At 53.0% G+C, this 24,346-nt stretch carries 20 protein-coding genes and 1 pseudogene; 13 read left to right on the top strand and 8 right to left on the bottom strand.

The window, feature by feature from the left end:
• Nucleotides 1-251: 251 nt before the first annotated feature.
• Complete coding sequence (gene rpsT / locus C2U43_RS21990) at nucleotides 252-515, bottom strand: 30S ribosomal protein S20 (protein WP_003018940.1); 264 nt, start codon at nucleotides 513-515, stop codon at nucleotides 252-254.
• Between the two features lie 105 nt (nucleotides 516-620).
• On the opposite strand from rpsT, the pseudogene C2U43_RS29850 reads away from it, so the two are divergent.
• The 7 genes and pseudogenes from C2U43_RS29850 (at nucleotide 621) to rihC (ending at nucleotide 7,633) form a co-directional block, all read left to right on the top strand.
• Nucleotides 621-836: pseudogene (locus tag C2U43_RS29850) on the top strand (DUF2575 domain-containing protein).
• Between the two features lie 7 nt (nucleotides 837-843).
• Nucleotides 844-1,782, top strand: a complete 939-nt coding sequence (gene ribF / locus C2U43_RS21985; RefSeq protein ID WP_003829725.1) for a bifunctional riboflavin kinase/FAD synthetase — start codon at nucleotides 844-846, stop codon at nucleotides 1,780-1,782.
• Nucleotides 1,783-1,819: 37 nt separating this feature from the next.
• Complete coding sequence (ileS, locus tag C2U43_RS21980) at nucleotides 1,820-4,636, top strand: isoleucine--tRNA ligase (RefSeq protein WP_003829724.1); 2,817 nt, start codon at nucleotides 1,820-1,822, stop codon at nucleotides 4,634-4,636.
• The gene (lspA, locus tag C2U43_RS21975; RefSeq protein WP_003018932.1) at nucleotides 4,636-5,133 is read left to right on the top strand and encodes a signal peptidase II; all 498 of its coding nucleotides are present in this window, start codon (nucleotides 4,636-4,638) and stop codon (nucleotides 5,131-5,133) included. The genes ileS and lspA overlap by 1 nt, the downstream gene beginning before the upstream one ends.
• A 117-nt stretch (nucleotides 5,134-5,250) precedes the next feature.
• Nucleotides 5,251-5,700 carry an FKBP-type peptidyl-prolyl cis-trans isomerase gene (fkpB, locus tag C2U43_RS21970; RefSeq protein WP_003018929.1) on the top strand — a complete coding sequence of 150 codons (450 nt, stop codon included), beginning with the start codon at nucleotides 5,251-5,253 and terminating at the stop codon, nucleotides 5,698-5,700.
• A 1-nt stretch (nucleotide 5,701) separates the two neighbouring features.
• Nucleotides 5,702-6,652, top strand: a complete 951-nt coding sequence (gene ispH / locus C2U43_RS21965) for a 4-hydroxy-3-methylbut-2-enyl diphosphate reductase (protein ID WP_003018925.1) — start codon at nucleotides 5,702-5,704, stop codon at nucleotides 6,650-6,652.
• Nucleotides 6,653-6,718: 66 nt separating this feature from the next.
• Nucleotides 6,719-7,633: a ribonucleoside hydrolase RihC gene (rihC, locus tag C2U43_RS21960; RefSeq protein ID WP_003829716.1), complete on the top strand. Its 915-nt coding sequence runs from the start codon at nucleotides 6,719-6,721 to the stop codon at nucleotides 7,631-7,633.
• On the opposite strand, the gene C2U43_RS21955 is transcribed toward rihC, so the two are convergent.
• Nucleotides 7,634-8,542 carry a LysR family transcriptional regulator gene (locus tag C2U43_RS21955; RefSeq protein ID WP_032942336.1) on the bottom strand — a complete coding sequence of 303 codons (909 nt, stop codon included), beginning with the start codon at nucleotides 8,540-8,542 and terminating at the stop codon, nucleotides 7,634-7,636.
• Between the two features lie 92 nt (nucleotides 8,543-8,634).
• Here C2U43_RS21955 and C2U43_RS21950 point away from each other — a divergent pair, with 92 nt between their 5' ends.
• The 5 genes from C2U43_RS21950 to caiF all read left to right on the top strand — a co-directional run bounded on the left by C2U43_RS21950 (nucleotide 8,635) and on the right by caiF (nucleotide 15,876).
• A complete protein-coding gene (locus C2U43_RS21950; protein ID WP_103285786.1) occupies nucleotides 8,635-9,267 on the top strand; it encodes a hypothetical protein in 633 nt (210 codons plus the stop codon).
• 268 nt (nucleotides 9,268-9,535) lie between these two features.
• Nucleotides 9,536-10,357: a 4-hydroxy-tetrahydrodipicolinate reductase gene (gene dapB / locus C2U43_RS21945; protein WP_008786159.1), complete on the top strand. Its 822-nt coding sequence runs from the start codon at nucleotides 9,536-9,538 to the stop codon at nucleotides 10,355-10,357.
• Between the two features lie 455 nt (nucleotides 10,358-10,812).
• Nucleotides 10,813-11,961, top strand: coding sequence for a glutamine-hydrolyzing carbamoyl-phosphate synthase small subunit (gene carA / locus C2U43_RS21940; RefSeq protein WP_003829709.1), 1,149 nt, complete (start codon nucleotides 10,813-10,815; stop codon nucleotides 11,959-11,961).
• A 17-nt stretch (nucleotides 11,962-11,978) separates the two neighbouring features.
• A complete protein-coding gene (gene carB, locus C2U43_RS21935) occupies nucleotides 11,979-15,203 on the top strand; it encodes a carbamoyl-phosphate synthase large subunit (RefSeq protein ID WP_003829707.1) in 3,225 nt (1,074 codons plus the stop codon).
• Nucleotides 15,204-15,480: 277 nt separating this feature from the next.
• Nucleotides 15,481-15,876, top strand: a complete 396-nt coding sequence (gene caiF, locus C2U43_RS21930; protein ID WP_003829705.1) for a carnitine metabolism transcriptional regulator CaiF — start codon at nucleotides 15,481-15,483, stop codon at nucleotides 15,874-15,876.
• A 76-nt stretch (nucleotides 15,877-15,952) separates the two neighbouring features.
• On the opposite strand, the gene caiE is transcribed toward caiF, so the two are convergent.
• The 6 genes from caiE to caiT form a co-directional block, all read right to left on the bottom strand.
• Nucleotides 15,953-16,549: a carnitine operon protein CaiE gene (caiE, locus tag C2U43_RS21925; protein ID WP_103285785.1), complete on the bottom strand. Its 597-nt coding sequence runs from the start codon at nucleotides 16,547-16,549 to the stop codon at nucleotides 15,953-15,955.
• 55 nt (nucleotides 16,550-16,604) lie between these two features.
• Entirely contained in the window at nucleotides 16,605-17,390 is a 786-nt protein-coding gene (gene caiD / locus C2U43_RS21920; protein WP_103285784.1) for a crotonobetainyl-CoA hydratase, read from the bottom strand.
• A gap of 54 nt (nucleotides 17,391-17,444) precedes the next feature.
• Nucleotides 17,445-18,998 (bottom strand): crotonobetaine/carnitine-CoA ligase, encoded by a 1,554-nt coding sequence (gene caiC, locus C2U43_RS21915; protein WP_103285783.1) that lies wholly within the window; start codon nucleotides 18,996-18,998, stop codon nucleotides 17,445-17,447.
• A 61-nt stretch (nucleotides 18,999-19,059) separates the two neighbouring features.
• Complete coding sequence (caiB, locus tag C2U43_RS21910; protein WP_003018901.1) at nucleotides 19,060-20,277, bottom strand: L-carnitine CoA-transferase; 1,218 nt, start codon at nucleotides 20,275-20,277, stop codon at nucleotides 19,060-19,062.
• Between the two features lie 123 nt (nucleotides 20,278-20,400).
• Nucleotides 20,401-21,543 (bottom strand): crotonobetainyl-CoA dehydrogenase, encoded by a 1,143-nt coding sequence (caiA, locus tag C2U43_RS21905; protein ID WP_003018898.1) that lies wholly within the window; start codon nucleotides 21,541-21,543, stop codon nucleotides 20,401-20,403.
• A 34-nt stretch (nucleotides 21,544-21,577) separates the two neighbouring features.
• Entirely contained in the window at nucleotides 21,578-23,095 is a 1,518-nt protein-coding gene (gene caiT / locus C2U43_RS21900; RefSeq protein WP_003829695.1) for an L-carnitine/gamma-butyrobetaine antiporter, read from the bottom strand.
• A 479-nt stretch (nucleotides 23,096-23,574) separates the two neighbouring features.
• Between caiT and C2U43_RS21895 the strand changes: the two genes are divergently transcribed.
• Nucleotides 23,575-24,345, top strand: coding sequence for an electron transfer flavoprotein FixA (locus C2U43_RS21895; RefSeq protein WP_103285782.1), 771 nt, complete (start codon nucleotides 23,575-23,577; stop codon nucleotides 24,343-24,345).
• Nucleotide 24,346: the final 1 nt, after the last annotated feature.

The following is a 24,346-nucleotide window of genomic DNA, read 5'->3' as shown; positions in this document are numbered from 1 at the left end:
ACGATGTTTCTATTTGCTAAGGTGGTCACAGTTTTTTTAATAATGAAATAAAAAAAGGAAAACAGTGAAAGAAAATAACTTTCACGTATTACGCGACTCGACTGAGGAAGGGATAGCTGAAAAAACAGGCTGGTCAGGAAGAGTGTGAACGGGCGAGAACAACATCAGTGGCTAAAGAGAAAAACGTCAGATAGCAGGCATAAAAAAACCCGCTTGCGCGGGTTTTTCACAAAGCGACAACAAGCAGGCGATTAAGCCAGTTTGTTGATCTGTGCAGTCAGGTTTGCTTTATGACGTGCAGCTTTGTTTTTGTGGATCAGACCTTTAGCAGCCTGACGGTCCACGATTGGTTGCATTTCGTTAAATGCTTTCAGTGCAGTAGCTTTGTCGCCAGCTTCGATAGCTGCGTATACTTTCTTGATGAAAGTACGCATCATAGAGCGACGGCTAGCGTTGTGCTTGCGGGCCTTTTCAGACTGAACGGCGCGCTTCTTAGCTGATTTGATATTAGCCAAGGTCCAACTCCCAAATGTGTTCTATATGGACAATTCAAAGGCCGAGGAATATGCCCTTTTAGCCTTCTTTTGTCAATGGATTTGTGCAAATAAGCGCCGTTTAAATTGCAGCACTCGTTGCGTAGTGATGGCGCAGGATTCTACCAGCTTGCGTGGCGTGAATACAGCTTTTCCACGAGAAAAATTGCATTGGCGTGCCCGTGAAGGTCTGCAATTTGTTTCATAACAATGAAAACAATCCTCTTTCTGTTTCGTAGAAACAATCGCCGGTTAACGTTGACCGCGGTACAGGGTATACTTTCACGATTTTCACTGTTTTGAGCCAGACATGAAGCTGATACGAGGCATACATAATCTCAGTCAGGCCCCGCATGGGTGTGTGCTGACTATTGGTAATTTCGACGGCGTGCACCGTGGCCACCGTGCGTTGCTGCAGGGTTTACGGGAAGAAGGGCGCAAACGCAATTTACCGGTGATGGTGATGATTTTCGAGCCGCAGCCGCTGGAGCTGTTTGCGACCGACAAGTCACCTGCGCGCCTCACTCGCCTGCGCGAAAAACTGCGTTATCTGGCGGAATGCGGCGTGGACTACGTGCTGTGCGTGCGTTTTGACAGGCGCTTTGCGGCATTAACGGCGCAGACCTTCATCAGCGATCTGCTGGTTAAGCGCCTTGGTGTACAATTTCTTGCCGTTGGTGATGATTTCCGCTTTGGCGCTAGCCGTGCGGGCGATTTCTTGTTATTACAGGAAGCGGGCGCTGAGTATGGTTTTGATATCACCAGCACCCAAACCTTCTGCGAAGGCGGTGTGCGCATTAGCAGCACCGCGGTACGTCAGGCACTGGCAGAAGATAACCTGCAACTGGCCGAAAGCCTGCTTGGGCATCCTTTTACTATCTCAGGACGTGTCGTTCACGGTGATGAATTAGGGCGCACCATCGGTTTTCCGACGGCAAACTTACCGCTGCGTCGCCAGGTTTCTCCGGTGAAAGGGGTTTATGCGGTTGAAGTGATGGGACTGGGCGATAAACCGTTGCCCGGCGTCGCCAATATCGGCACCCGCCCGACGGTAGCAGGCGTACGCCAACAGTTGGAAGTGCATCTATTGGACGTTGTAATGGACCTGTATGGTCGCCATATAGATGTAGTACTGCGTAAAAAAATACGCAGCGAACAGCGATTTGCCTCGCTGGATGAGCTAAAAGCGCAGATTGCGCGTGATGAGTTGACTGCCCGTGAATTTTTTGGGCTAACAAAACCGGCTTAATGCCTATACGAGTTTTAAATACGGAACCGAGAATCTGATGAGTGACTATAAATCAACCCTGAATTTGCCGGAAACAGGGTTCCCGATGCGCGGCGATCTCGCCAAGCGCGAACCGGGAATGCTGGCGCGTTGGACTGATGATGACCTGTACGGCATCATTCGTGCGGCCAAAAAAGGCAAAAAAACCTTCATTCTGCATGATGGCCCTCCTTATGCGAATGGCAGCATTCATATTGGTCACTCGGTTAACAAGATTCTGAAAGACATTATCGTGAAGTCCAAAGGACTCACGGGTTATGACTCGCCTTACGTTCCGGGCTGGGACTGCCACGGTCTGCCGATCGAGCTGAAAGTAGAGCAGGAATACGGCAAACCGGGCGAGAAGTTTACCGCCGCTGAGTTCCGTGCCAAGTGTCGCGAATACGCAGCGACCCAGGTTGACGGTCAGCGTAAAGACTTTATCCGTCTTGGCGTACTGGGCGACTGGTCGCATCCGTACCTGACCATGGACTTCAAAACCGAAGCCAACATCATTCGTGCGCTGGGTAAAATCATCGGTAACGGTCACCTGCACAAAGGTGCGAAGCCGGTGCACTGGTGCGTTGACTGCCGTTCCGCGCTGGCGGAAGCGGAAGTTGAGTATTATGACAAAACCTCCCCGTCCATCGACGTGGCGTTCCACGCCGCCGATCAGGATGCGGTGAAAGCGAAATTTGGCGTTTCTGACGTCAACGGCCCGATCTCTCTGGTTATCTGGACCACTACCCCGTGGACGTTACCGGCGAACCGCGCAATCTCTCTGGCACCTGATTTTGACTATGCGCTGGTGCAGATTGACGGCCAGGCTGTGATTCTGGCGAAAGATCTGGTTGAAAGTGTTATGCAGCGTATTGGCGCGGCTGAATACACCATTCTCGGCACCGTTAAAGGCGCTGAGCTGGAACTGCTGCGCTTTACCCATCCGTTTATGGGCTTTGATGTGCCGGCTATCCTTGGCGATCACGTTACGCTGGATGCGGGTACCGGTGCGGTTCATACCGCTGGCGGTCACGGTCCGGATGACTACGTCATCAGCCAGAAATACGGTCTGGAAATCGCTAACCCGGTTGGCCCGGACGGCGCATACCTGGCGGGTACCTATCCGGATCTGGACGGCGTGAACGTCTTTAAAGCCAACGACAAAATCGTTGCGCTGCTGAGCGAAAAAGGTGCGCTGCTGCACGTTGAGAAGATGCAGCACAGCTACCCATGCTGCTGGCGTCACAAGTCACCGATCATCTTCCGCGCAACCCCACAGTGGTTCGTCAGCATGGATCAAAAAGGCCTGCGCGCACAGTCGCTGAAAGAGATCAAAGGCGTGCAGTGGATCCCGGACTGGGGCCAGGCGCGTATTGAATCGATGGTTGCTAACCGTCCTGACTGGTGTATCTCCCGTCAGCGTACGTGGGGTGTGCCGATGTCTCTGTTTGTTCACAAAGACACCGAAGAGCTGCATCCGCGCGCTATCGAACTGATGGAAGAAGTGGCTAAACGCGTTGAAGTTGACGGCATCCAGGCGTGGTGGGATCTCGATCCGAAAGATATCCTCGGTGACGAAGCTGACCAGTATGTCAAAGTCCCGGATACGCTGGACGTGTGGTTCGACTCTGGTTCAACCCACTCCTCCGTCGTGGACGTACGTCCTGAGTTTGCAGGCCATGCGGCAGATATGTATCTGGAAGGCTCTGACCAGCACCGTGGCTGGTTCATGTCATCTCTGATGATCTCCACCGCCATGAAAGGCAAAGCACCTTATCGCCAGGTACTGACTCACGGTTTCACCGTTGATGGTCAGGGCCGTAAGATGTCCAAGTCTATCGGTAACACCGTTTCTCCGCAGGATGTGATGAACAAACTGGGCGCGGATATTCTGCGTCTGTGGGTGGCTTCAACCGACTATACCGGTGAAATGGCCGTTTCTGACGAAATTCTGAAACGTGCTGCCGACAGCTATCGTCGTATCCGTAACACCGCGCGCTTCCTGCTGGCGAACCTGAATGGGTTCGATCCGGTTAAAGACATGGTGAAACCGGAAGAGATGGTGGTGCTGGACAGGTGGGCGGTAGGTTGTGCGCAAGCGGCGCAGGACGAAATCCTGAAAGCCTATGAAGCCTATGACTTCCACGAAGTGGTACAGCGCCTGATGCGCTTCTGCTCCGTCGAAATGGGTTCGTTCTACCTCGACATCATCAAAGACCGTCAGTACACCGCGAAAGCGGATAGCGTGGCGCGTCGTAGCTGCCAGACAGCGCTGTTCCATATCGCTGAAGCGCTGGTTCGTTGGATGGCGCCGATCATGTCCTTCACCGCCGATGAAATCTGGGGCTACCTGCCGGGCGATCGTGAGAAGTATGTCTTTACCGGTGAATGGTACGAAGGTCTGTTTGGCTTAGGCGAAACCGAAGCGATGAACGATGCCTTCTGGGACGAGCTGCTGAAAGTGCGTGGTGAAGTGAACAAAGTCATCGAACAGGCGCGTGCGGATAAGAAAGTCGGTGGTTCTCTGGAGGCTGCAGTGACCCTGTACGCTGAACCTGAGCTGGCGGCGAAACTGACCGCGCTGGGCGAAGAGTTGCGTTTTGTACTGCTGACCTCTGGTGCGACGGTTGCGGATTATGCGGCTGCTCCTGCTGATGCTCAGCAGAGCGAACTGCTCAAAGGTCTGAAAATCGTACTGAGCAAAGCCGAAGGTGAGAAATGCCCGCGCTGCTGGCATTACACTACCGACGTCGGCCAGGTGGCGGAACATGCAGATATCTGCGGACGCTGTGTCAGCAACATCGCCGGTGATGGCGAACAACGTAAGTTTGCCTGATGAGTAAGCCTCTTTGTTCAACAGGACTACGCTGGCTGTGGCTGGTGGTAGTCGTGCTGATTATCGATTTAGGCAGCAAATACCTGATCCTCCAGAACTTTGCTCTGGGGGATACGGTGTCGCTGTTTCCGTCGCTTAATCTGCACTACGCGCGTAACTATGGTGCGGCGTTTAGCTTCTTAGCCGACAGCGGCGGCTGGCAACGTTGGTTCTTTGCCGGCATCGCCATCGGTATTTGCGTCATCCTGATGGTGATGATGTATCGCTCGAAGGCGACCCAGAAGCTGAACAACATCGCGTATGCGTTAATCATTGGCGGTGCACTGGGCAACTTGTTCGACCGCCTGTGGCACGGATTCGTGGTTGATATGATTGACTTTTACGTCGGCGACTGGCATTTCGCGACCTTCAATCTGGCCGATACTGCTATCTGTATCGGCGCGGCATTGATTGTTCTCGAAGGCTTCCTGCCGTCGAAAGAGAAAAAAGCCGCATAAAAAAATGCCGGATGGCGCTATGCTAATCCGGCCTACAATATACTGCGATCCTTGTTGGCCCGGTAAGCGTATCGCCACCGGGCAAACAGGCGGCAGCAATTTTAAAGAGCAACCTGCATGTCTAAATCAGTACAGAGTAACAGTGCGGTGCTGGTGCACTTCACCCTTAAGCTCGACGATGGCTCAACCGCAGAGTCAACCCGCAATAACGGCAAGCCTGCGCTGTTTCGCCTGGGCGACGGTTCTCTGTCTGAAGGACTGGAACAACACCTGCTGGGGCTAAAAGAAGGTGATAAAACCACTTTTGCTCTGGAACCGGATGCCGCCTTTGGCGTGTCAAGTCCGGACTTAATTCAGTATTTCTCGCGTCGGGAGTTTATGGACGCGGGCGAGCCAGAAATTGGCGCTATCATGCTCTTTACCGCAATGGACGGCAGTGAGATGCCTGGCGTGATCCGCGAAATCAACGGTGATTCGATCACGGTTGATTTCAACCATCCGCTGGCCGGGCATACCGTTCATTTTGATATTGAAGTGCTGGAAGTCGAACCGGCACTGGAGGCGTAAAATGCAGATCCTGTTGGCCAACCCGCGCGGTTTTTGCGCTGGCGTAGACCGCGCTATCAGCATTGTGGAAAACGCGCTGGCTATTTATGGCGCGCCGATTTATGTCCGTCACGAGGTGGTGCATAACCGCTATGTGGTGGATAGCCTGCGCGAGCGCGGCGCTATTTTTATCGAGCAAATCAGCGAAGTGCCGGATGGCGCGATCCTGATTTTCTCCGCTCATGGCGTATCTCAGGCGGTGCGTAACGAAGCCAAAGGCCGTGACCTCACGGTTTTTGATGCGACCTGCCCGCTGGTAACGAAAGTGCATATGGAAGTTGCCCGCGCCAGTCGTCGTGGCGAAGAATCCATTCTGATTGGTCACGCCGGGCACCCGGAGGTCGAAGGCACGATGGGCCAGTACAGCAACCCGCAAGGGGGAATGTATCTGGTTGAATCACCGGATGATGTGCTGAAACTGAATGTGAAAAATGAAGGCAAATTATCCTTCATGACGCAGACAACGCTTTCCGTTGACGACACTTCTGACGTTATTGATGCTCTGCGCCAACGCTTCCCGAAAATTGTCGGGCCGCGCAAAGACGATATCTGTTATGCCACCACCAACCGTCAGGAAGCGGTTCGCGCGCTGGCGGAACAGGCTGATGTTGTGCTGGTGGTTGGCTCGAAGAACTCCTCTAACTCAAACCGTCTGGCTGAACTGGCCCAGCGAATGGGGAAAGCGGCGTATTTGATTGACGATGCGACCGACATCCAGGAAGCGTGGGTGAAAGAGGCGAAGTGCGTAGGCGTGACGGCCGGAGCCTCGGCGCCGGATATCCTGGTGCAAAACGTGATTGCTCGCCTGCAGGAGCTTGGCGGTGGGGAAGCTATTCCGCTGGAAGGCCGCGAAGAGAACATCGTTTTCGAAGTGCCGAAAGAGCTGCGTGTGGATGTTCGTGAAGTAGAGTAAGTCATTCCGGTTACGATTATGAGAAGATGCCAGACTTAACGTCTGGCATTTTTTTATGGAGAAACCATGCGCTTACCGATCATTCTTGATACCGATCCCGGCATTGATGATGCCGCCGCCATTGCTGCTGCGCTGTTTGCCCCTGAGCTGGATCTGCAACTGATGACCACGGTAGCAGGCAATGTGTCGGTGGAAAAAACCACTCGCAATGCGTTGCAACTGCTGCACTTCTGGAATGCGGATGTTCCGCTAGCGCAGGGAGCATCAATGCCGCTGGTGCGGCCGCTGCGTGATGCCGCTTCCGTGCACGGCGAGTCCGGTATGGAAGGGTATGAATTTGTCGAACACGACCGCCAGGCGATGGCAAAACCCGCCTTCCAGGCGATTCGCGATGCGCTGATGCATGCCCCGCAGCCCGTGACGCTGGTGGCGATTGGCCCGCTGACCAACATTGCGCTGCTGCTGACCCATTATCCTGAATGCGTATTCAACATTCAGCGTCTGGTGATTATGGGCGGCTCTGCCGGGCGCGGGAACTTCACACCCAACGCCGAGTTTAATATTGCTATCGATCCCGAGGCCGCAGCGAAAGTCTTCCAGAGTGGGCTGGAGATTGTGATGTGTGGGCTGGATGTCACTAATCAGGCTATGCTTGCCCCGGACTATCTGGCAACGCTCCCCCAGCTTAACCAGACGGGGAAAATGCTGCATGCGCTGTTTAGCCATTACCGTAGCGGCAGTATGAATACGGGGCTGCGAATGCACGATCTGTGCGCCATTGCCTGGCTGGTGCGCCCGGAACTGTTTACCCTGCAGCCGTGTTTCGTGGCGGTTGAAACCCAGGGCGAATATACCTCGGGTACGACGGTAGTGGACATTGAAGGACGCTTGGGGCATCCGGCAAATGCGCAGGTTGCGCTGGGCCTGAACGTTGAAGGTTTCCAGCAGTGGGTGGCAGAGGTATTTGCCCGCGCGCTGTAATCAGGTGTTGTGCAACGGCACCTTCTCGCTGAGATAATCAATCATCGCCCGCATTCTGGCGGGCATATGTTGATTGCGCGTCCATAGCAGCCACAGTTCCCCGCTGTAGTCGCTGATGAATTCCCATTCTGGCAGTACCTGGACAATCTCGCCATTGGCGAGTGCCTCGCTGGCGGTGAACAGTGGCAGGCTGCCGATTCCCAGATCCTTTTTTACCGCGTCCAGGCGTACACCGGTGTGGTTGGCGGCGTAGCGGCCATGAGTCTGAATAGTCTCCATGCGCTCACCGCGTCGAAACTTCCAACGTGAATCCGCAGGTGTCTCGCCAAGACTGATACAGCTATGCTCGCGCAGTGCCTGCGGGTGCTCGGGCGTACCGTGCTTGCGTAAGTATTCGGGGGTTGCGCATATCACATGGCTGACCGGCATCAGCGGTTTCCCGTACAGGCCCGGGGAGGGCGACTGACTGATGCGCAGTGCAAGGTCGACGCCGTCGTCGATTAAATCCATATACCGGTCTTCCAGCCGAAGGCAGACGTCCACTTGCGGGTAGCGCGTAAAGAATTCGGCCATCAGTGGATGAATGACAAATCGCCCCACCGCTTTCGGCACGCTGAGGGTCAGTTGCCCTTGCGCGATGGTTTGTCGACTGCTGCCTGAGTCGACGGCCATTTGTGCCGCATGCAGCATTTCCTGCGCGTGTGCATACACAATTTTGCCCGTTTCGCTGAGCGCCAGCTTGCGCGTCGTACGGTGCAGCAGCTTACTGCCCAACGCCTTCTCGAGGCGTGAAGCGCTGCGGCTAATAGCGGAAGGCGTAGCACCCGAGGCTTTGGCGGCGGCGGAGAAGCTCCCCTGGTCGATAATCAACACAAAGGTGGCAAGGTCGGGAAGAAGATTAGGGTTCATTTGTGCGTACCAGGCAAAGAAGCATTGAACCAGCGCAGGATTATCGCCGTCAGTAAAGTGAATATACTCTTCCCATCAATAGGAGAGCAATCATGACTGAACGTCTTTATTACACCAGCGATAACACTGAAGGCCAGGCTAACTTACTGAGTTGCTCGGCTGAGCCGGATGGACGGTACGCGGTGGTACTGGATAGAACCCTTTTTCACCCGCAGGGAGGCGGGCAGCCTGCGGATGCGGGCTGGATTGATGGTGAGCGGGTTGAAACAGTCCTCGCGCGCGGTGACGATGTGGTGCACATCCTGGCAAAACCGCTCCTCCCCGGCATCGTGAACCTGCGTGTGGATGCCGCGCTGCGTCAACTGCACGCCCGCCTGCACTCGGCAGGACATCTTATCGGCCTGGCGGGTACAGCGTTCGGCTGGCTCCCGGTGAAAGCACACCATTGGCCCAATGAGGGGCGCATTACTTTCGCCGCCGGTGAAAACGGTACGTTACCGGATACGCTATCGCTGCAGGAGAAAATCAACGCCTGGCAGGCAGACAATCTCTCCAGACAAGTGACGTTCACCGACGGGTTGCGGCAGGTTGGATTTGGTCATCTCCTCGCTTATCCCTGCGGAGGGACGCATGTTGCCCATCTCTCTGAGATTGGACCGGTGACGATTACTCAGGTGAAGATGAAAAAAGGGCAAATGATCGTCAACTATACACTCGTGCCATAAAACCACACTCGCGAAAATATCTACGCAGACTGGCTGGTTTCTGCTCGTATTTCCGTCGTTTTCCCATCATTTTGCGCCATACTGAGTAAGTTTGACTTCTTTCCTGTACTCCAGCAATGATTCATCCTGCGGGATGAATCATGTCTTTTACTGATATTCCCCTCTGTTTATCATTAAATTCTAATTATGGGTGTTTTCAGCTAGCGGCCTCCGGGCGCGCTGGTTACTCTGAAAACGGTTTACGCAATTTTTATAAAAGAGAATAGCTATGCATGAAGCACAAATCCGTGTCGCCATTGCCGGCGCCGGTGGCCGCATGGGACGGCAGTTAATCCAGGCCGCCATGGCGATGGAAGGTGTTCAATTGGGTGCCGCGTTAGAGCGCGAAGGCTCGTCCTTACTGGGAAGCGATGCCGGAGAATTAGCGGGGGCCGGAAAAACGGGCGTTACCGTGCAAAGCAGCCTTGACGCGGTGAAAGATGATTTCGATGTTTTCATCGATTTTACCCGCCCGGAAGGCACGCTGGCGCATCTGGCGTTTTGCCGCCAGCACGGTAAAGGGATGGTGATTGGCACCACCGGCTTTGACGATGCCGGCAAACAGGCTATTCGTGATGCCGCGCAGGAGATTGCGATTGTTTTCGCCGCGAACTTTAGCGTTGGCGTCAATGTCATGCTTAAGCTGCTGGAGAAGGCGGCGAAAGTGATGGGTGATTACACCGATATTGAGATTATTGAAGCTCACCACCGCCATAAAGTTGATGCGCCGTCAGGCACTGCGCTGGCGATGGGCGAGGCGATTGCCGGGGCGCTGGATAAAGATTTAAAAGAATGCGCGGTCTATTCGCGTGAAGGTTACACCGGCGAGCGCGTACCGGGCACGATCGGTTTTGCCACGGTGCGGGCGGGGGATATCGTCGGTGAGCATACCGCGATGTTTGCCGATATTGGCGAGCGTATAGAGATCACGCATAAAGCGTCCAGCCGTATGACCTTTGCCAATGGCGCAGTGCGATCGGCGATTTGGCTGAAATCAAAGTCAAATGGTCTTTTTGACATGAAAGATGTGCTTGATTTACGCAGTTTATAGCTTTCATTACCCTTCGTGATGTGGTTATTGTAATCATAATTATTTGATTACATAGGGCAATATTTTATTGCCCTTTTATTTTTGGCTTATGAATGTGTTTTTTCTTTTAATTGGTTATTTGTCTATGTTTTATTGGGTAATTCTGTTATCTCAATGTAAATTTTGACCAAGTGGTCCACTTTTTTCTCTCCCGCATTCTGTTTTTACACTCTTTGCCTACCGCAAGCGTTTTCTACCCTGAGTTAGCTGATCTTTTTGCCTGTTAAATCGTGTGTTTTATCCCAGTGGCGCAAAATAATAATAAAAAAAGCCCTTTTGGGTAGACTTTTGTGTGAGCTATCTCTAGAATGCCGCCGTTTGCCAGAAATCCATAGGTAAGCAAATTTGCATTGATTCATGAGGTGTTAATGAATTAATATGCAAATAAAGTGAGTGAATATTCTCTGGAGGGTGTTTTGATTAAGTCAGCGCTATTGGTTCTGGAAGACGGAACCCAGTTTCACGGTCGGGCCATAGGGGCAACAGGTTCGGCGGTTGGGGAAGTCGTTTTCAATACTTCAATGACCGGTTATCAAGAAATCCTCACTGATCCTTCCTATTCCCGCCAAATCGTCACTCTTACTTATCCTCATATCGGTAATGTCGGCACCAATGAAGCCGATGCAGAATCTTCTCAGGTACATGCGCAAGGCCTGGTCATCCGCGACCTGCCGCTGATTGCCAGCAACTTCCGCGATACTGAAGACCTCTCTTCTTACCTCAAGCGCCATAACATTGTGGCGATTGCTGATATCGATACCCGTAAGCTGACGCGTTTGCTGCGTGAAAAGGGCGCACAGAACGGCTGCATCATCGCGGGCGATAACCCGGATGCGGCGCTGGCACTGGAAAAAGCAAAAGCTTTCCCAGGCCTGAACGGTATGGATCTGGCGAAAGAAGTGACCACCGCGGAGCCTTATAGTTGGACGCAGGGGAGCTGGACGCTAGCCGGTGACCTGCCGGAAGCGAAATCTGCCGATGAAATGCCGTTCCACGTTGTGGCTTACGATTTCGGCGCCAAACGTAACATTCTGCGTATGTTAGCGGACCGCGGCTGCCGCCTGACGGTTGTACCGGCGAAAACCTCAGCAGAAGACGTTCTGAAGATGAATCCGGACGGTATTTTCCTGTCCAACGGCCCTGGCGACCCGGCACCGTGCGACTACGCAATTACCGCGATTCAGAAATTCCTCGAAACCGATATTCCGGTATTTGGCATCTGCCTCGGCCATCAGCTGCTGGCGCTGGCGAGCGGTGCGAAGACCATTAAGATGAAGTTTGGCCACCACGGCGGTAACCATCCGGTAAAAGATATTGATAACAATACCGTGATGATCACCGCACAGAACCACGGTTTTGCTGTAGATGAAGCCTCCATGCCTGCCAACCTGCGCGTGACCCACAAGTCACTGTTCGACGGCACCTTGCAGGGGATTCATCGTACCGATAAACCGGCGTTTAGCTTCCAGGGGCACCCTGAAGCGAGTCCGGGTCCGCACGACGCTGCACCGTTGTTCGACCACTTTATCGAGTTAATTGAGCAATACCGTCAGTCCGCGAAATAATCAGGAGTAAAAGAGCCATGCCAAAACGTACAGACATAAAAAGTATCCTGATTCTGGGCGCGGGTCCGATTGTTATCGGTCAGGCGTGTGAGTTTGACTATTCCGGCGCGCAGGCGTGTAAAGCCCTGCGTGAAGAGGGTTACCGCGTTATTCTGGTGAACTCCAACCCGGCAACCATCATGACCGACCCGGAAATGGCCGATGCCACTTACATCGAGCCGATTCACTGGGAAGTGGTACGCAAAATTATTGAGAAAGAACGCCCGGATGCAGTGCTGCCAACCATGGGCGGTCAGACAGCGCTGAACTGTGCGCTGGAACTGGAACGCCAGGGCGTACTGGCTGAGTTCGGCGTGACTATGATTGGCGCAACGGCGGATGCCATTGATAAAGCGGAAGACCGTCGTCGCTTCGATATCGCGATGAAAAAGATTGGTCTCGACACCGCACGTTCAGGCATCGCTCACACCATGGAAGAAGCGCTGGCGGTTGCCGCTGACGTTGGCTTCCCGTGCATTATCCGCCCTAGCTTCACCATGGGCGGCACCGGTGGCGGTATCGCCTATAACCGCGAAGAGTTCGAAGAAATCTGCGAACGCGGTCTGGATCTTTCCCCAACCAACGAGCTGCTGATTGATGAATCACTGATTGGCTGGAAAGAGTACGAGATGGAAGTGGTGCGTGATAAAAACGACAACTGCATCATCGTCTGCTCCATCGAAAACTTCGACGCGATGGGCATCCATACCGGTGACTCCATCACCGTAGCACCTGCCCAGACGCTGACCGACAAAGAATATCAAATCATGCGTAACGCCTCGATGGCGGTACTGCGTGAAATCGGCGTAGAAACCGGCGGCTCTAACGTCCAGTTTGCGGTAAACCCGAAAAACGGTCGCCTGATTGTCATCGAGATGAACCCGCGCGTATCCCGCTCCTCGGCGCTGGCGTCCAAAGCTACTGGCTTCCCGATTGCAAAAGTTGCCGCCAAGCTGGCCGTAGGTTACACCCTCGACGAACTGATGAACGACATCACCGGTGGCCGTACTCCGGCTTCGTTTGAACCGTCCATCGACTATGTTGTGACGAAAATACCACGCTTCAACTTCGAGAAATTCGTTGGTGCTAACGACCGCCTGACCACGCAGATGAAATCTGTCGGTGAAGTGATGGCGATTGGTCGTACCCAGCAGGAATCGTTGCAGAAAGCGCTGCGCGGTCTGGAAGTGGGCGCGACCGGCTTCGACCCGAAAGTAAGCCTGGACGACCCGGAAGCACTGACTAAAATCCGTCGCGAGCTGAAAGACGCTGGCGCTGAGCGTATCTGGTACATCGCCGATGCCTTCCGTGCTGGCCTGTCCGTCGATGGCGTGTTCAACCTGACTAACATCGACCGCTGGTTCCTGGTGCAGATTGAAGAGCTGGTACGTCTGGAAGAAAAAGTCACCGACCTTGGCATCAACGGCCTCGACGCTGACTTCCTGCGCGTACTGAAGCGCAAAGGCTTCGCCGATGCGCGTCTGGCGAAACTGGCCGGCGTTCGCGAAGCGGAAATCCGCAAACTGCGCGACCAGTACAATCTGCACCCGGTCTACAAACGCGTGGATACCTGTGCGGCAGAATTTGCCACCGACACCGCTTACATGTACTCCACCTATGAAGATGAGTGCGAAGCGAACCCGTCCGTTGACCGCGATAAAATCATGGTGCTGGGCGGTGGTCCAAACCGTATCGGTCAGGGTATTGAATTTGACTACTGCTGCGTACACGCCTCGCTGGCGCTGCGCGAAGACGGTTACGAGACCATCATGGTCAACTGTAACCCGGAAACCGTTTCAACTGATTACGACACCTCTGACCGCCTGTACTTCGAACCGGTCACGCTGGAAGACGTACTGGAAATCGTTCGTATCGAGAAGCCGAAAGGCGTCATCGTACAGTACGGTGGACAGACCCCGCTGAAGCTGGCGCGTGCGCTGGAAGCGGCAGGTGTACCGGTTATCGGTACCAGCCCGGATGCCATCGACCGCGCGGAAGACCGCGAGCGTTTCCAGCAGGCGGTTGACCGTCTGAAGCTGAAACAACCGGCGAATGCTACCGTAACGGCTATCGAACAGGCTGTTGAGAAGGCGAAAGAGATTGGCTACCCGCTGGTAGTGCGTCCGTCGTATGTTCTCGGTGGTCGCGCGATGGAAATCGTCTACGACGAAGCCGACCTGCGTCGCTACTTCCAGACCGCAGTCAGCGTTTCTAACGATGCGCCGGTACTGCTGGACCGTTTCCTTGATGACGCGGTTGAAGTGGACGTGGACGCTATCTGCGACGGTGAAATGGTGCTGATTGGCGGCATCATGGAGCATATCGAACAGGCGGGCGTGCACTCCGGTGACTCCGCATGTTCTCTGCCTGCTTACACCCTGAGTCAGGAAATTCAGGATGTGATGCGCCAACAGGTGCAGAAACTGGCCTTTGAACTGCAGGTTCGCGGTCTGATGAACGTCCAGTTTGCAGTGAAGAATAACGAAGTTTACCTGATTGAAGTGAACCCGCGTGCGGCACGTACCGTTCCGTTCGTCTCCAAGGCAACTGGTGTACCGCTGGCGAAAGTCGCGGCGCGCGTGATGGCCGGGAAAACGCTGGCACAGCAGGGCGTAACCAAAGAAGTTATCCCGCCGTACTACTCGGTAAAAGAAGTGGTGCTGCCGTTCAACAAGTTCCCGGGCGTTGACCCGCTGTTAGGGCCAGAAATGCGCTCTACCGGGGAAGTGATGGGCGTGGGCCGTACCTTCGCGGAAGCGTTCGCCAAGGCACAGCTGGGCAGTAGCTCCACCATGAAAAAACAGGGTCGTGCACTGCTCTCCGTTCGCGAAGGCGATAAAGAGCGCGTGGTTGACCTGGCAGCGAAACTGCTGAAGTTTGGCTTCGAGCTGGATGCGACGCACGGGACCGCGATTGTGCTGGGTGAAGCGGGTATCAATCCACGTCTGGTGAACAAGGTGCATGAAGGTCGTCCGCACATTCAGGACCGTATCAAGAATGGCGAGTACACCTATATCATCAACACCACCGAAGGTCGTCAGGCGATTGAAGACTCCAAGCTTATTCGCCGCAGCGCGCTGCAGTACAAAGTGCATTATGACACTACGCTGAACGGCGGTTTCGCCACAGCGATGGCGTTGAATGCCGATGCCACCGAGAAGGTAACCTCGGTGCAGGAAATGCACGCGCAGATCAAAAAGTAATAAACAAAAGGTCCGGTGAATATTGCTCTAACCGGATCTGTAATATAATTTTGAAAGGGTTTCTGTAAAGAAACCCTTTTTTTGTCTTGCGTAAGGTCATTCCTGGACAAGTCCGTTTCCGTAACCACATTTTCAATGTAATAAGCACGATATTGCTCACACTAATCAACATTCAAGTCGCATACTATCCTTTATATCCACAATTTTAATATGGCTTAGTTTTTATTAATTTGGACAGGCCGTAGCCAGATTTTTAATTTGTGAAAATGGTGTGCTTATGTGTGAAAAATATGTTGAAAGACCGCTTTATTTGTTAATTGCTGACTGGATGATGGCCGAGGATCGTTGGATCACCGCAAAGGAAATTTCCCGCCATTTTGATATCGAGCACTGCAAAGCAATTAATACGCTCTCTTATATTCTGTCGGAAGTGGGAGAAATTGTTTGTGAAGTTAAGATGATCCCTAATCAGATTGCCGGTCGGGGTTGTCAGTGCCAGCGTCTGGTGAAAGTCGTGAGTATTGACTCTCATCTCTACAGCCGACTGAATCACAATTTGCAGGAGAAAAAGGTGAGCATGGCGAAAACGCCACGCCTGTCTGCCGTTCCTCCAACAGAGCTCAACCGTGAGCAGAAATGGCAGATGATGCTCTCCAAGAGTATGCGTCGCTAATAATCAGTTTGCCTGATGGCGGCATAAACGGTGATTGACGCGTAGGCCGGATAAGCGTGAGCGCATCCGGCATCAATTACTGTGCTGATTTGGGTTTTACGTCCGTTGTGCCTTTCAGGCGTGGCCGGTTTTCTTCGACCCGCGTTAAGGGCAGTGTTTCGTGTAGACCTGTGTGGCAGCGAGTTGCAAGATCCTGATACTCTTTGGTGTTTAGCCGTTTCCAGTGCAGTTCCTGGTCCGTGACTTCACGCAATACGCGAGCGGGTGAGCCAACCAGCATCTGCCTTGCCTCTCCCTGAAATCCGGCTTTGACAAAGCTCATGGCGGCGACAATGCTCTCTTCGCCAATTACTGCGCCGTCCATAATGACGCTGTTCATACCGATCAGCGCATCTCTGCCCACCACGCAACCGTGCAGGATTGCGCCATGGCCGATGTGTCCGTTCTCATGCACGATGGTGTCGGTGTCGCAGTAGCCGTGCATGATGCAGCCATCCTGCAAATTAGAACCTGCCTCCAGGATCAAGCGACCATAGTCACCGCGCAATGACGCGTGCGGGCCAATATAAACTCCGGCACCCACTATGACATCGCCAATCAGCACGGCGCTGGGATGGACAAAGGCATCCGGATGCACCACCGGAATCAGGCCCTCAAAGGCGTAGTAGCTCATCGTTTTATCTCGGTTTTATTGCCGGATAAGCGAATCGCTATCCGGCATCGGCTTATTAACGACCTTTCCACACCGGGTCGCGTTTTTCGGCAAACGCCTGCGGTCCTTCAAGCGCATCTTCCGAATGCAGTACAGATGGATAGTGCTTCAGCACGCCGCTGCGGATGTAGCGGTAGCCTTCTTCCACCGGCATTTCGCTGGTGGTGCGATAGATCTCTTTCAGTGCGGCGATAGCCAGCGGGGCGCTATTGACCAACTGCTGCGCTAGTTCGCGCGCGCTATCCATCAGTTCGCCCTGACTGACAACGCGGTTGACGATGCCCCAACGCAGCGCTTCTTCGGCGCTCATTCGTCTGCCGATCATCACCATTTCGTTGACAATAGCCGGTGGCAACAGTTTAGGCAGACGCAGTACGCCGCCGCTGTCAGGTACGATCCCGAGCTTGGCTTCCGGCAGTGCGAAGCTGGCGTTTTCCGCGCAGACGATAAAATCCGCCGCCAGCGCCAGCTCAAAACCACCGCCAAACGCATAGCCGTTTACCGCAGCGATGACCGGCTTATCGAGATCGAAAATTTCGGTTAAACCGGCGAAGCCGCCTGGGCCAAAATCGGCATCTGGCGCTTCACCTTCAGCTGCTGCTTTTAAGTCCCAGCCCGCAGAAAAGAATTTCTCACCACCGCCGGTGATAATCGCTACGCGTAATTCCGGGTCGTCACGAAAATTAAGAAACGCTTCACCCATGGCAAAGCTGGTTTTGGCGTCAATGGCATTGGCTTTAGGCCGGTCGAGGGTAATTTCCAGGATCGGGCCGTTACGGGTCAGATGTAATGAATCACTCATAGTTCATCTCCAGATAAATAGATTTCCCGGCAGGAGGAGTTCCTGTCGGAAGGGTTATTTCAGATTTTTTTTGATTATTTTTCCTGAACAATTGCGCGGCAGGTCGGTTCTTATCTCCATAAAAGAGGGAACCTTGAATTTCGCCATATTGTTTTCGCAGAAGCTGAAGAACTCGGTTTCGCTTAATGTTTCACCTTCATTAAGGACGATAAACGCTTTAATGGCTTCATCACGGATCGAATCTTTAATACCGACAACCACAATGTCCTGAATTTTGGGATGCGCAGAAATAATATTTTCCAGCTCGACGCAGGAGACATTTTCCCCGCCGCGTTTAATCATGTTGCAGCGCCTGTCGACGAAATAAAAATAGCCATCCTCATCCTGATAGCCCGAATCACCGGTATGTAACCAGCCCTCAGGTTCCAGCGCTTTGGCGGTAGCCTCCGGCTGCGCGTAGTACTCTTTGAAGATTGTTTTGCCCGGCACGCCTTTAATACAGATTTCGCCAATTTCTCCGGCGGGCAGGGGACGGTTGTGATCGTCACGGATTTCGGCTTCATAGCTAAATCCCACGCGGCCAATGGAGGGCCAGCGTCGTTTGTCACCGGGACGGTCGCCGATAATACCGACGATGGTTTCAGTCATACCGTAGGAGGTCAGCAGCCTGACGCCAAAGCGTTCGGTAAAATCGTCTTTTTCCTGCTCGGATAAATTGAGGTAGAACATCACTTCGCGCAGGTGATGCTGTCTGTCGGTTGGTGCAGCGGGCTGCACCATTAGCGTTCTGATCATCATCGGAATGCATTCGGTAACCGTCGCCTTATATCTATGCACCTGATTCCAGAACGCCCTGGCACTGTACTTCTCTAGCAGCACAAAGGTGCTGCCAGCGGAGAATGCGGGCATTGCGGCGGTACACTGACAATCGATATGAAACGCGGGCATCACCGTCATGTAGACGTCATCATCGCGCAGGGCGATTTGCCAGGCAGAGTAGTAGCCTGCAAACCGCAGGTTGTAGTGGGTAATTACCACCCCTTTAGGCCGCGAGGTGGTGCCTGAGGTAAACAGAATTTCCGCCGTATCGTCAGTGGATAACGCGGGCGTATAGCACAGCGTGGCGGACTGGCGGGATTGCAGTTGGGTAAAGTGACTCACGCCGTCGTCAGCCGGAAGCTGTTCGCCAATCAGACAGATATGATTAAGCGGGGTACTATTTTCCAGCCGTATCTGGCGGTACATAGGATAAAACTGGGCGCTGGTGACCAGCAGACTTACCTGGCTGTTTTGCAGGATCCAGGCACTTTCTTCACCCAGCAAGCGGGCATTAATCGGTACCATGATGGCGCCAATTTTTGCCAGCCCAAACCAGCAAAAAATGAATTCCGGACAGTTATCCAGATGCAATGCGACCTTATCGCCCTTGCGGATCCCTAAGGAATGGAACAGGTTTGCCGTGCGGTTAATCTCTTCATTGAGCGAGGCATAGCTAAACTGCCGAACGACTCCTTCGCAGGATTCGAAAATTAATGCCGTTTTATCTCCGTACACCCCGGCCAGGTCGTCCCACATCTGACGTAAGTTTTGTCCGCCAACGATATCCATATTGCTTTATCCACTGAAATCAGGCGTGAGCGCTAACCATCGAGGGGTCAGCGCGTCGCGTTTATTCCTCAACTCTGGCCAGGCCTTTGCCGACCAGCTCATTTATGTCTGCTTCGCTATAACCAATATTTTTCAGAATGGCGGCAGTATCCATGCCATGTGACGGCATGCCACGCCAGATTTTCCCCGGGTTGTTTTTAAATTTCGGCATGATGTTTGGCCCTTTGCAGGTGCGGCCATCCATTGTTTGCCACTGCGTAATAGATTCACGGGCAACGTACTGCGGGTTGCCTTCCAGTTCAGGAATAGTCAGCACCTTCGCGCAGGCGATGTTCAGCTCAGCAAAGCGCGCCTGGACTTCGGCGATGGTGTGCGTTGCCAGCCAGGCGTCCAGTTTCTCTTCCACAAGCGGGCCGTAAGGGCATTCCACACGATGGATAAGCTGGGTGCCTTCCGGGACTTCCGGTGTGCCAAGAATGTGGGCGAGGCCAATATCCTTGAAGCATTCGTTGATTTGCGTGATGCCGACCAGCTCCATAACGATATAGCCATCGGCGCATTTATACAGGCCGCAGCCAGCGTAATACGGGTCTTTGCCTTTGGTCATGCGTGGGCAAATTTCGCCGCCGTTGAAGTAATCCATCATGAAATACTGACCCATGCGCAGCATCACTTCGTACATAGCGATATCGATGCTTTCACCTTTACCCGTTTCGCGCACTTTGTGCAGGGCCGCCAGCGCTGCTGTCGTTGCGGTCATCCCGGAGAAGTAATCGGCGGTGTACGGGAAGGCGGGCATTGGCTGATCCACGTCGCCGTTTTGGATCAGATAGCCGCTGAACGCCTGTGCGATGGTGTTATACGCCGGAAGATTGGTGTACTCCTCGGTACCAAACTGGCCGAAGCCGGAAAGGTGGGCGATAACCAGCTTCGGGTTATGTTCCCACAGCACTTCATCGGTAATACCGCGGCGGGCAAAGGCCGGGCCTTTACTGGCTTCAATGAAAATATCGGTGGTTTCCATCAGCTTCAGAAACGCTTCCCGGCCTTCATCTTTGAAAATATTCAGCGACAGGGCGTGCAGGTTACGGCGTGAGAGCTGCGGATAGTTAGGCTGTACGCGGATGGTATCAGCCCATGCGACGTTTTCAATCCAGATAACCTCGGCGCCCCATTCGGCGAACATCTGTCCGGCGAACGGACCGGCAATTTCGATCCCTGAAAAGACAACGCGTACCCCGGAAAGCGGGCCGAAGGCTGGCATTGGTAAATGATTCATCATTTTTCTCCTGGCATTTATGGGTGTCCATGTAGGCCGGATAAGGCGCTCGCGCCGCCATCCGGCATTGATTGCCTGATGGCGACGTTAAGGCGTCTTATCAGGCCTACAGGTTGCGTCGTTCTATCGGTATTGCTTGAGTACCGCACGACCCAACGTCAGGATCTGCATTTCGTCAGAACCACCAGAAACACGGTCAACGCGCAGGTCACGCCAGAAACGCGTGATGCGGTGGTTGCCCGCGATACCAACACCTCCCAGTACCTGCATGGCGGTGTCTACCACTTCAAACGCGGCGTTGGCGCAGAAGTATTTACACATTGCCGCGTCACCAGAAGTAATGGTGCCGTTATCCGCTTTCCATGCGGCTTCCAACAGCATGTTTTTCATGGAGTTCAGTTTGATCGCCATGTGCGCGAACTTCTCCTGGATCAGTTGGAAACGGCCGATCGTTTCGCCAAACTGTACGCGTTGGTTGGCGTAGCGCGCGGCGTCTTCAAAAGCGCACATTGCCGTACCGTAGTTGGTCAGCGCGACGAGGAAGCGTTCATGGTCAAACTCTTCTTTCACACGGTTGAAGCCATTACCTTCCCGACCGAACATGTCTTTCTCGTCCAGTTCAACGTCATCAAAGGTGATTTCACAGCAGCTATCCATGCGCAGACCGAGTTTCTCCAGTTTGTTGACCTTGATACCCGCTTTGCTCATGTCAACAAACCACTCGGTATAAACAGGTTTATCCGGTGATGCACCATCTCTCGCCATCACTACGATGTACGGGGTATAGGCGCTACTGGTGATAAAGCACTTACTGCCATTAAGATAAACCTTACCATTTTTGCGTGTATAAGTGGTTTTCAGACTGCCAACATCCGATCCCGCTCCCGGTTCGGTGATCGCCGAGTTCCACATCTGCTTACCGGTCCCCTGGAACGCCATGATTTTATCAATTTGCTCTTGGGTACCTTCACGCAGAAAAGTGTTAAAACCGCCTGGTAATTGGTACAACACGTAAGTCGGTGCGCCAAGACGTCCGAGTTCCATCCAGACGGCGGCAACGGTGACAAAACCGGCTTCCAGCCCGCCGTGTTCTTCCGGGATCAACAGGCTATCGATGCCCATATCCGCCAGCGCTTTTACAAAACGCTCAGGGTAGACGCTGTCGCGATCGCACTCGGCAAAATAAGCTTCCCAGTTCTCACTGGCCATCAGTTCACGAATACCGGCGACAAACAGTTCCTGCTCGTCATTTAAGTTGAAATCCATCTTTCAGCCTCTTGATCAATTGGGTTAATAAGAATTACTTGTCTTTCCAGTGCACTTTGGCGTCTTTAATAAAGGACAGCGTCACCATGATGTTGACGAAGAACAGCGGACATCCCCCGGCGATAATTGCGGTCTGAATAGGCTTCAGCCCACCCAGCGCCAGCAGAACGATGCCGATGACGCCGACCAGAACGGACCAACCGATACGCACCAACAGCGGCGGTTCTTCACCATCACGAACTTCGCGACAGGTGGACATCGCCAGGGTGTAGGAGCAGGCGTTAATCAGCGTGACGGTGGCAATAAAGCAGAGGATAAAGAATCCCCACATGGTGGCGGTGCTGAGCGGTAAAGCAGCCCAGGTTTCGATAATGGCGCGCGCCACGCCGTGTTGTTCAATCAGTTGTGGGATGTTGAGAATGTTTTTATCCATCAGCAGCAGCGTGTTGCTGCCAAGGACGGTCCACAGGATCCAGGTGGAAGCGGTCAGGCCCAGTACCATCCCGAAACACAGTTCACGTACGGTACGACCCCGAGAAATACGTGCCAGGAAGATACTCATCTGGATAGCGTAAATAACCCACCACGCCCAGTAGAAAACAGTCCAGCCCTGCGGGAAGCCGCCTTTGCCGATGGCATCGGTATAGAACAGCATGCGCGGCAGATGCATCAGCAGCATGCCGACCGAGTCGGTGAAGTAGTTCATGATGAAGCTGGCGCCACTGACGATAAACACCCAGCCGAGCATCAGGAAGCTCAGATAACTACGTACGTCGCTGGCGATCTTGACCCCTTTTTGCAGGCCGCAGGCCACGCAAATGGCGTTCAATATGATCCAGCAGGTAATGATGATGGCGTCGAGTTGCAGCGTATGCGGAATACCGAACAGCCATTGCATACACTCGGTTACCAGCGGGGTAGCGAGACCGAGGCTGGTGCCCATCGCGAAGATCAGCGCCACCAGATAGAAGTTATCGACGATGGTGCCGAACAAGCCCTTAGCATGCTTCTCGCCAACTAACGGTACCAGCGTGGAACTGGGGCGGATAACGTCCATTTTGCGTACAAAGAAGAAGTAGGCGAACGCGACTGAAAGGAAGCTGTAGGTCGCCCACGGCAGCGGTCCCCAGTGGAACAAGCTGTACGCCAGAGCTATCTCTTTTGCGCCAACGGAGTTGGGGGCGAGAGCAAACGGCGGGGTAGAGATATAGTAGTAGATCTCGATGGAACCCCAGAACAGCACCGCGGCGGATGTACAGGAAGCGAACATCATAAAAATCCAGCTGGCGGTACTAAACTCAGGTTTTTCGTCGCCTAATTTCTTTTTCGAATACGGGCCAAAGACCAACCAGAACCAGCCGAAGAGCATGACGACCATATACCATTCGAATGCCCAACCCCAGACGTTGGTGACATAACTGAATACCGCATTAATAACGACGTTAGCGGCATCAAGATCTCTTACTGTTAACCAACAAAGTATCCCAACAATTATTAATGGTGGAAAAAAAACCTTCGGTTCAATTCCCGACTTTCTCTTTTCATTTTTCATAAGTGAATTCCAGTGTGAAAGCGAAATTTATTTAGCGTGCCCGTATGTGATCGTTTGTTTATTTATTATTAATGATTTGTTGATAACCTTTTAACCTCTGGGCGCCTCAGTGAGTAACTCATAATGGGTATTCATTTCCGGCTATTCTGTTATCTGCGTCACACTTTCTTATGCTGGTTATTTTGTCTGAAAATACAAATAATTCTCTTATTAATCATAATGTTGATGTTGCTTTTTTAACTTTTTTAAGTGACTGGCGTTCAATATTGTTGAACCAGCAAACAATATTGAAAATTTTCGTATTTGACATGTTTCTTTCAATATTGGTGAGGTGCATAACACTATTGAAAGTTACGAATATCAATGTGTGACATTTTCAATATTGGTGATTAATGTTTTATTTCCGAATTAAAGAGCGTGATATCTGTATTTAACACCGCCGATATAAATACGTTTCCTTCATGATTTCTGGAGATGCAATGAAGATAATTACTTGCTACAAATGCGTACCTGATGAGCAGGATATTGCGATTAATAATGCTGATGGAACACTCGATTTCAGCAAAGCGGATGGCAAAATCAGCCAATATGATCTGAATGCGATCGAAGCGGCTTGCCAGTTTAAACAGCAGGTGGGAGAGGCTCAGGTTGTGGCCATGAGCGTCGGCGGCAAAGCGCTGACCAATGCAAAAGGGCGCAAAGATGTGCTCTCCCGTGGCCCTGATGAACTGATTGTTGTCATTGACGATCAATTTGAACAGGCGCTGCCGCAACAAACCGCCACTGCGCTGGCTGCCGCCGCACAAAAATCAGGTTTTGATCTGCTTATTTGCGGCGACGGTTCTTCCGATCTTTATGCACAGCAGGTTGGTCTGCTGGTGGGCGAAATGCTGAACGTGCCGGCGATTAACGGCGTGAGTAAAATCCTCTCTCTTACCGACAGCACGCTGACGGTAGAGCGTGAACTGGAAGATGAAGTTGAAACCCTGAGTATCCCGCTTCCGGCGGTGATCGCGGTCTCTACCGACATCAACACCCCTCAAATCCCTTCCATGAAAGCCATTCTTGGTGCAGCGAAAAAACCGGTCCAGGTCTGGTCGTCTGCGGACATTGGGCTGAACGGCGCGCAAGCGTATTCCGAACAACAGGTTGCCGCACCGAAGCAGCGCGAGCGTCAGCGCGTTGTGATTGAAGGTGACGGTGAAGAACAGATTGCCGCGTTTGTCGAGAATCTTCGCAAAATCATTTAAT

Origin of the sequence: Citrobacter freundii complex sp. CFNIH9 (assembly GCF_002903305.1) — a bacterium.
GTDB classification, from domain to species: Bacteria; Pseudomonadota; Gammaproteobacteria; order Enterobacterales; family Enterobacteriaceae; genus Citrobacter; species Citrobacter portucalensis.
The sequence above is the reverse complement of the archived record's forward strand: the minus strand, read 5'-3'. Positions and strand labels throughout refer to the sequence as shown.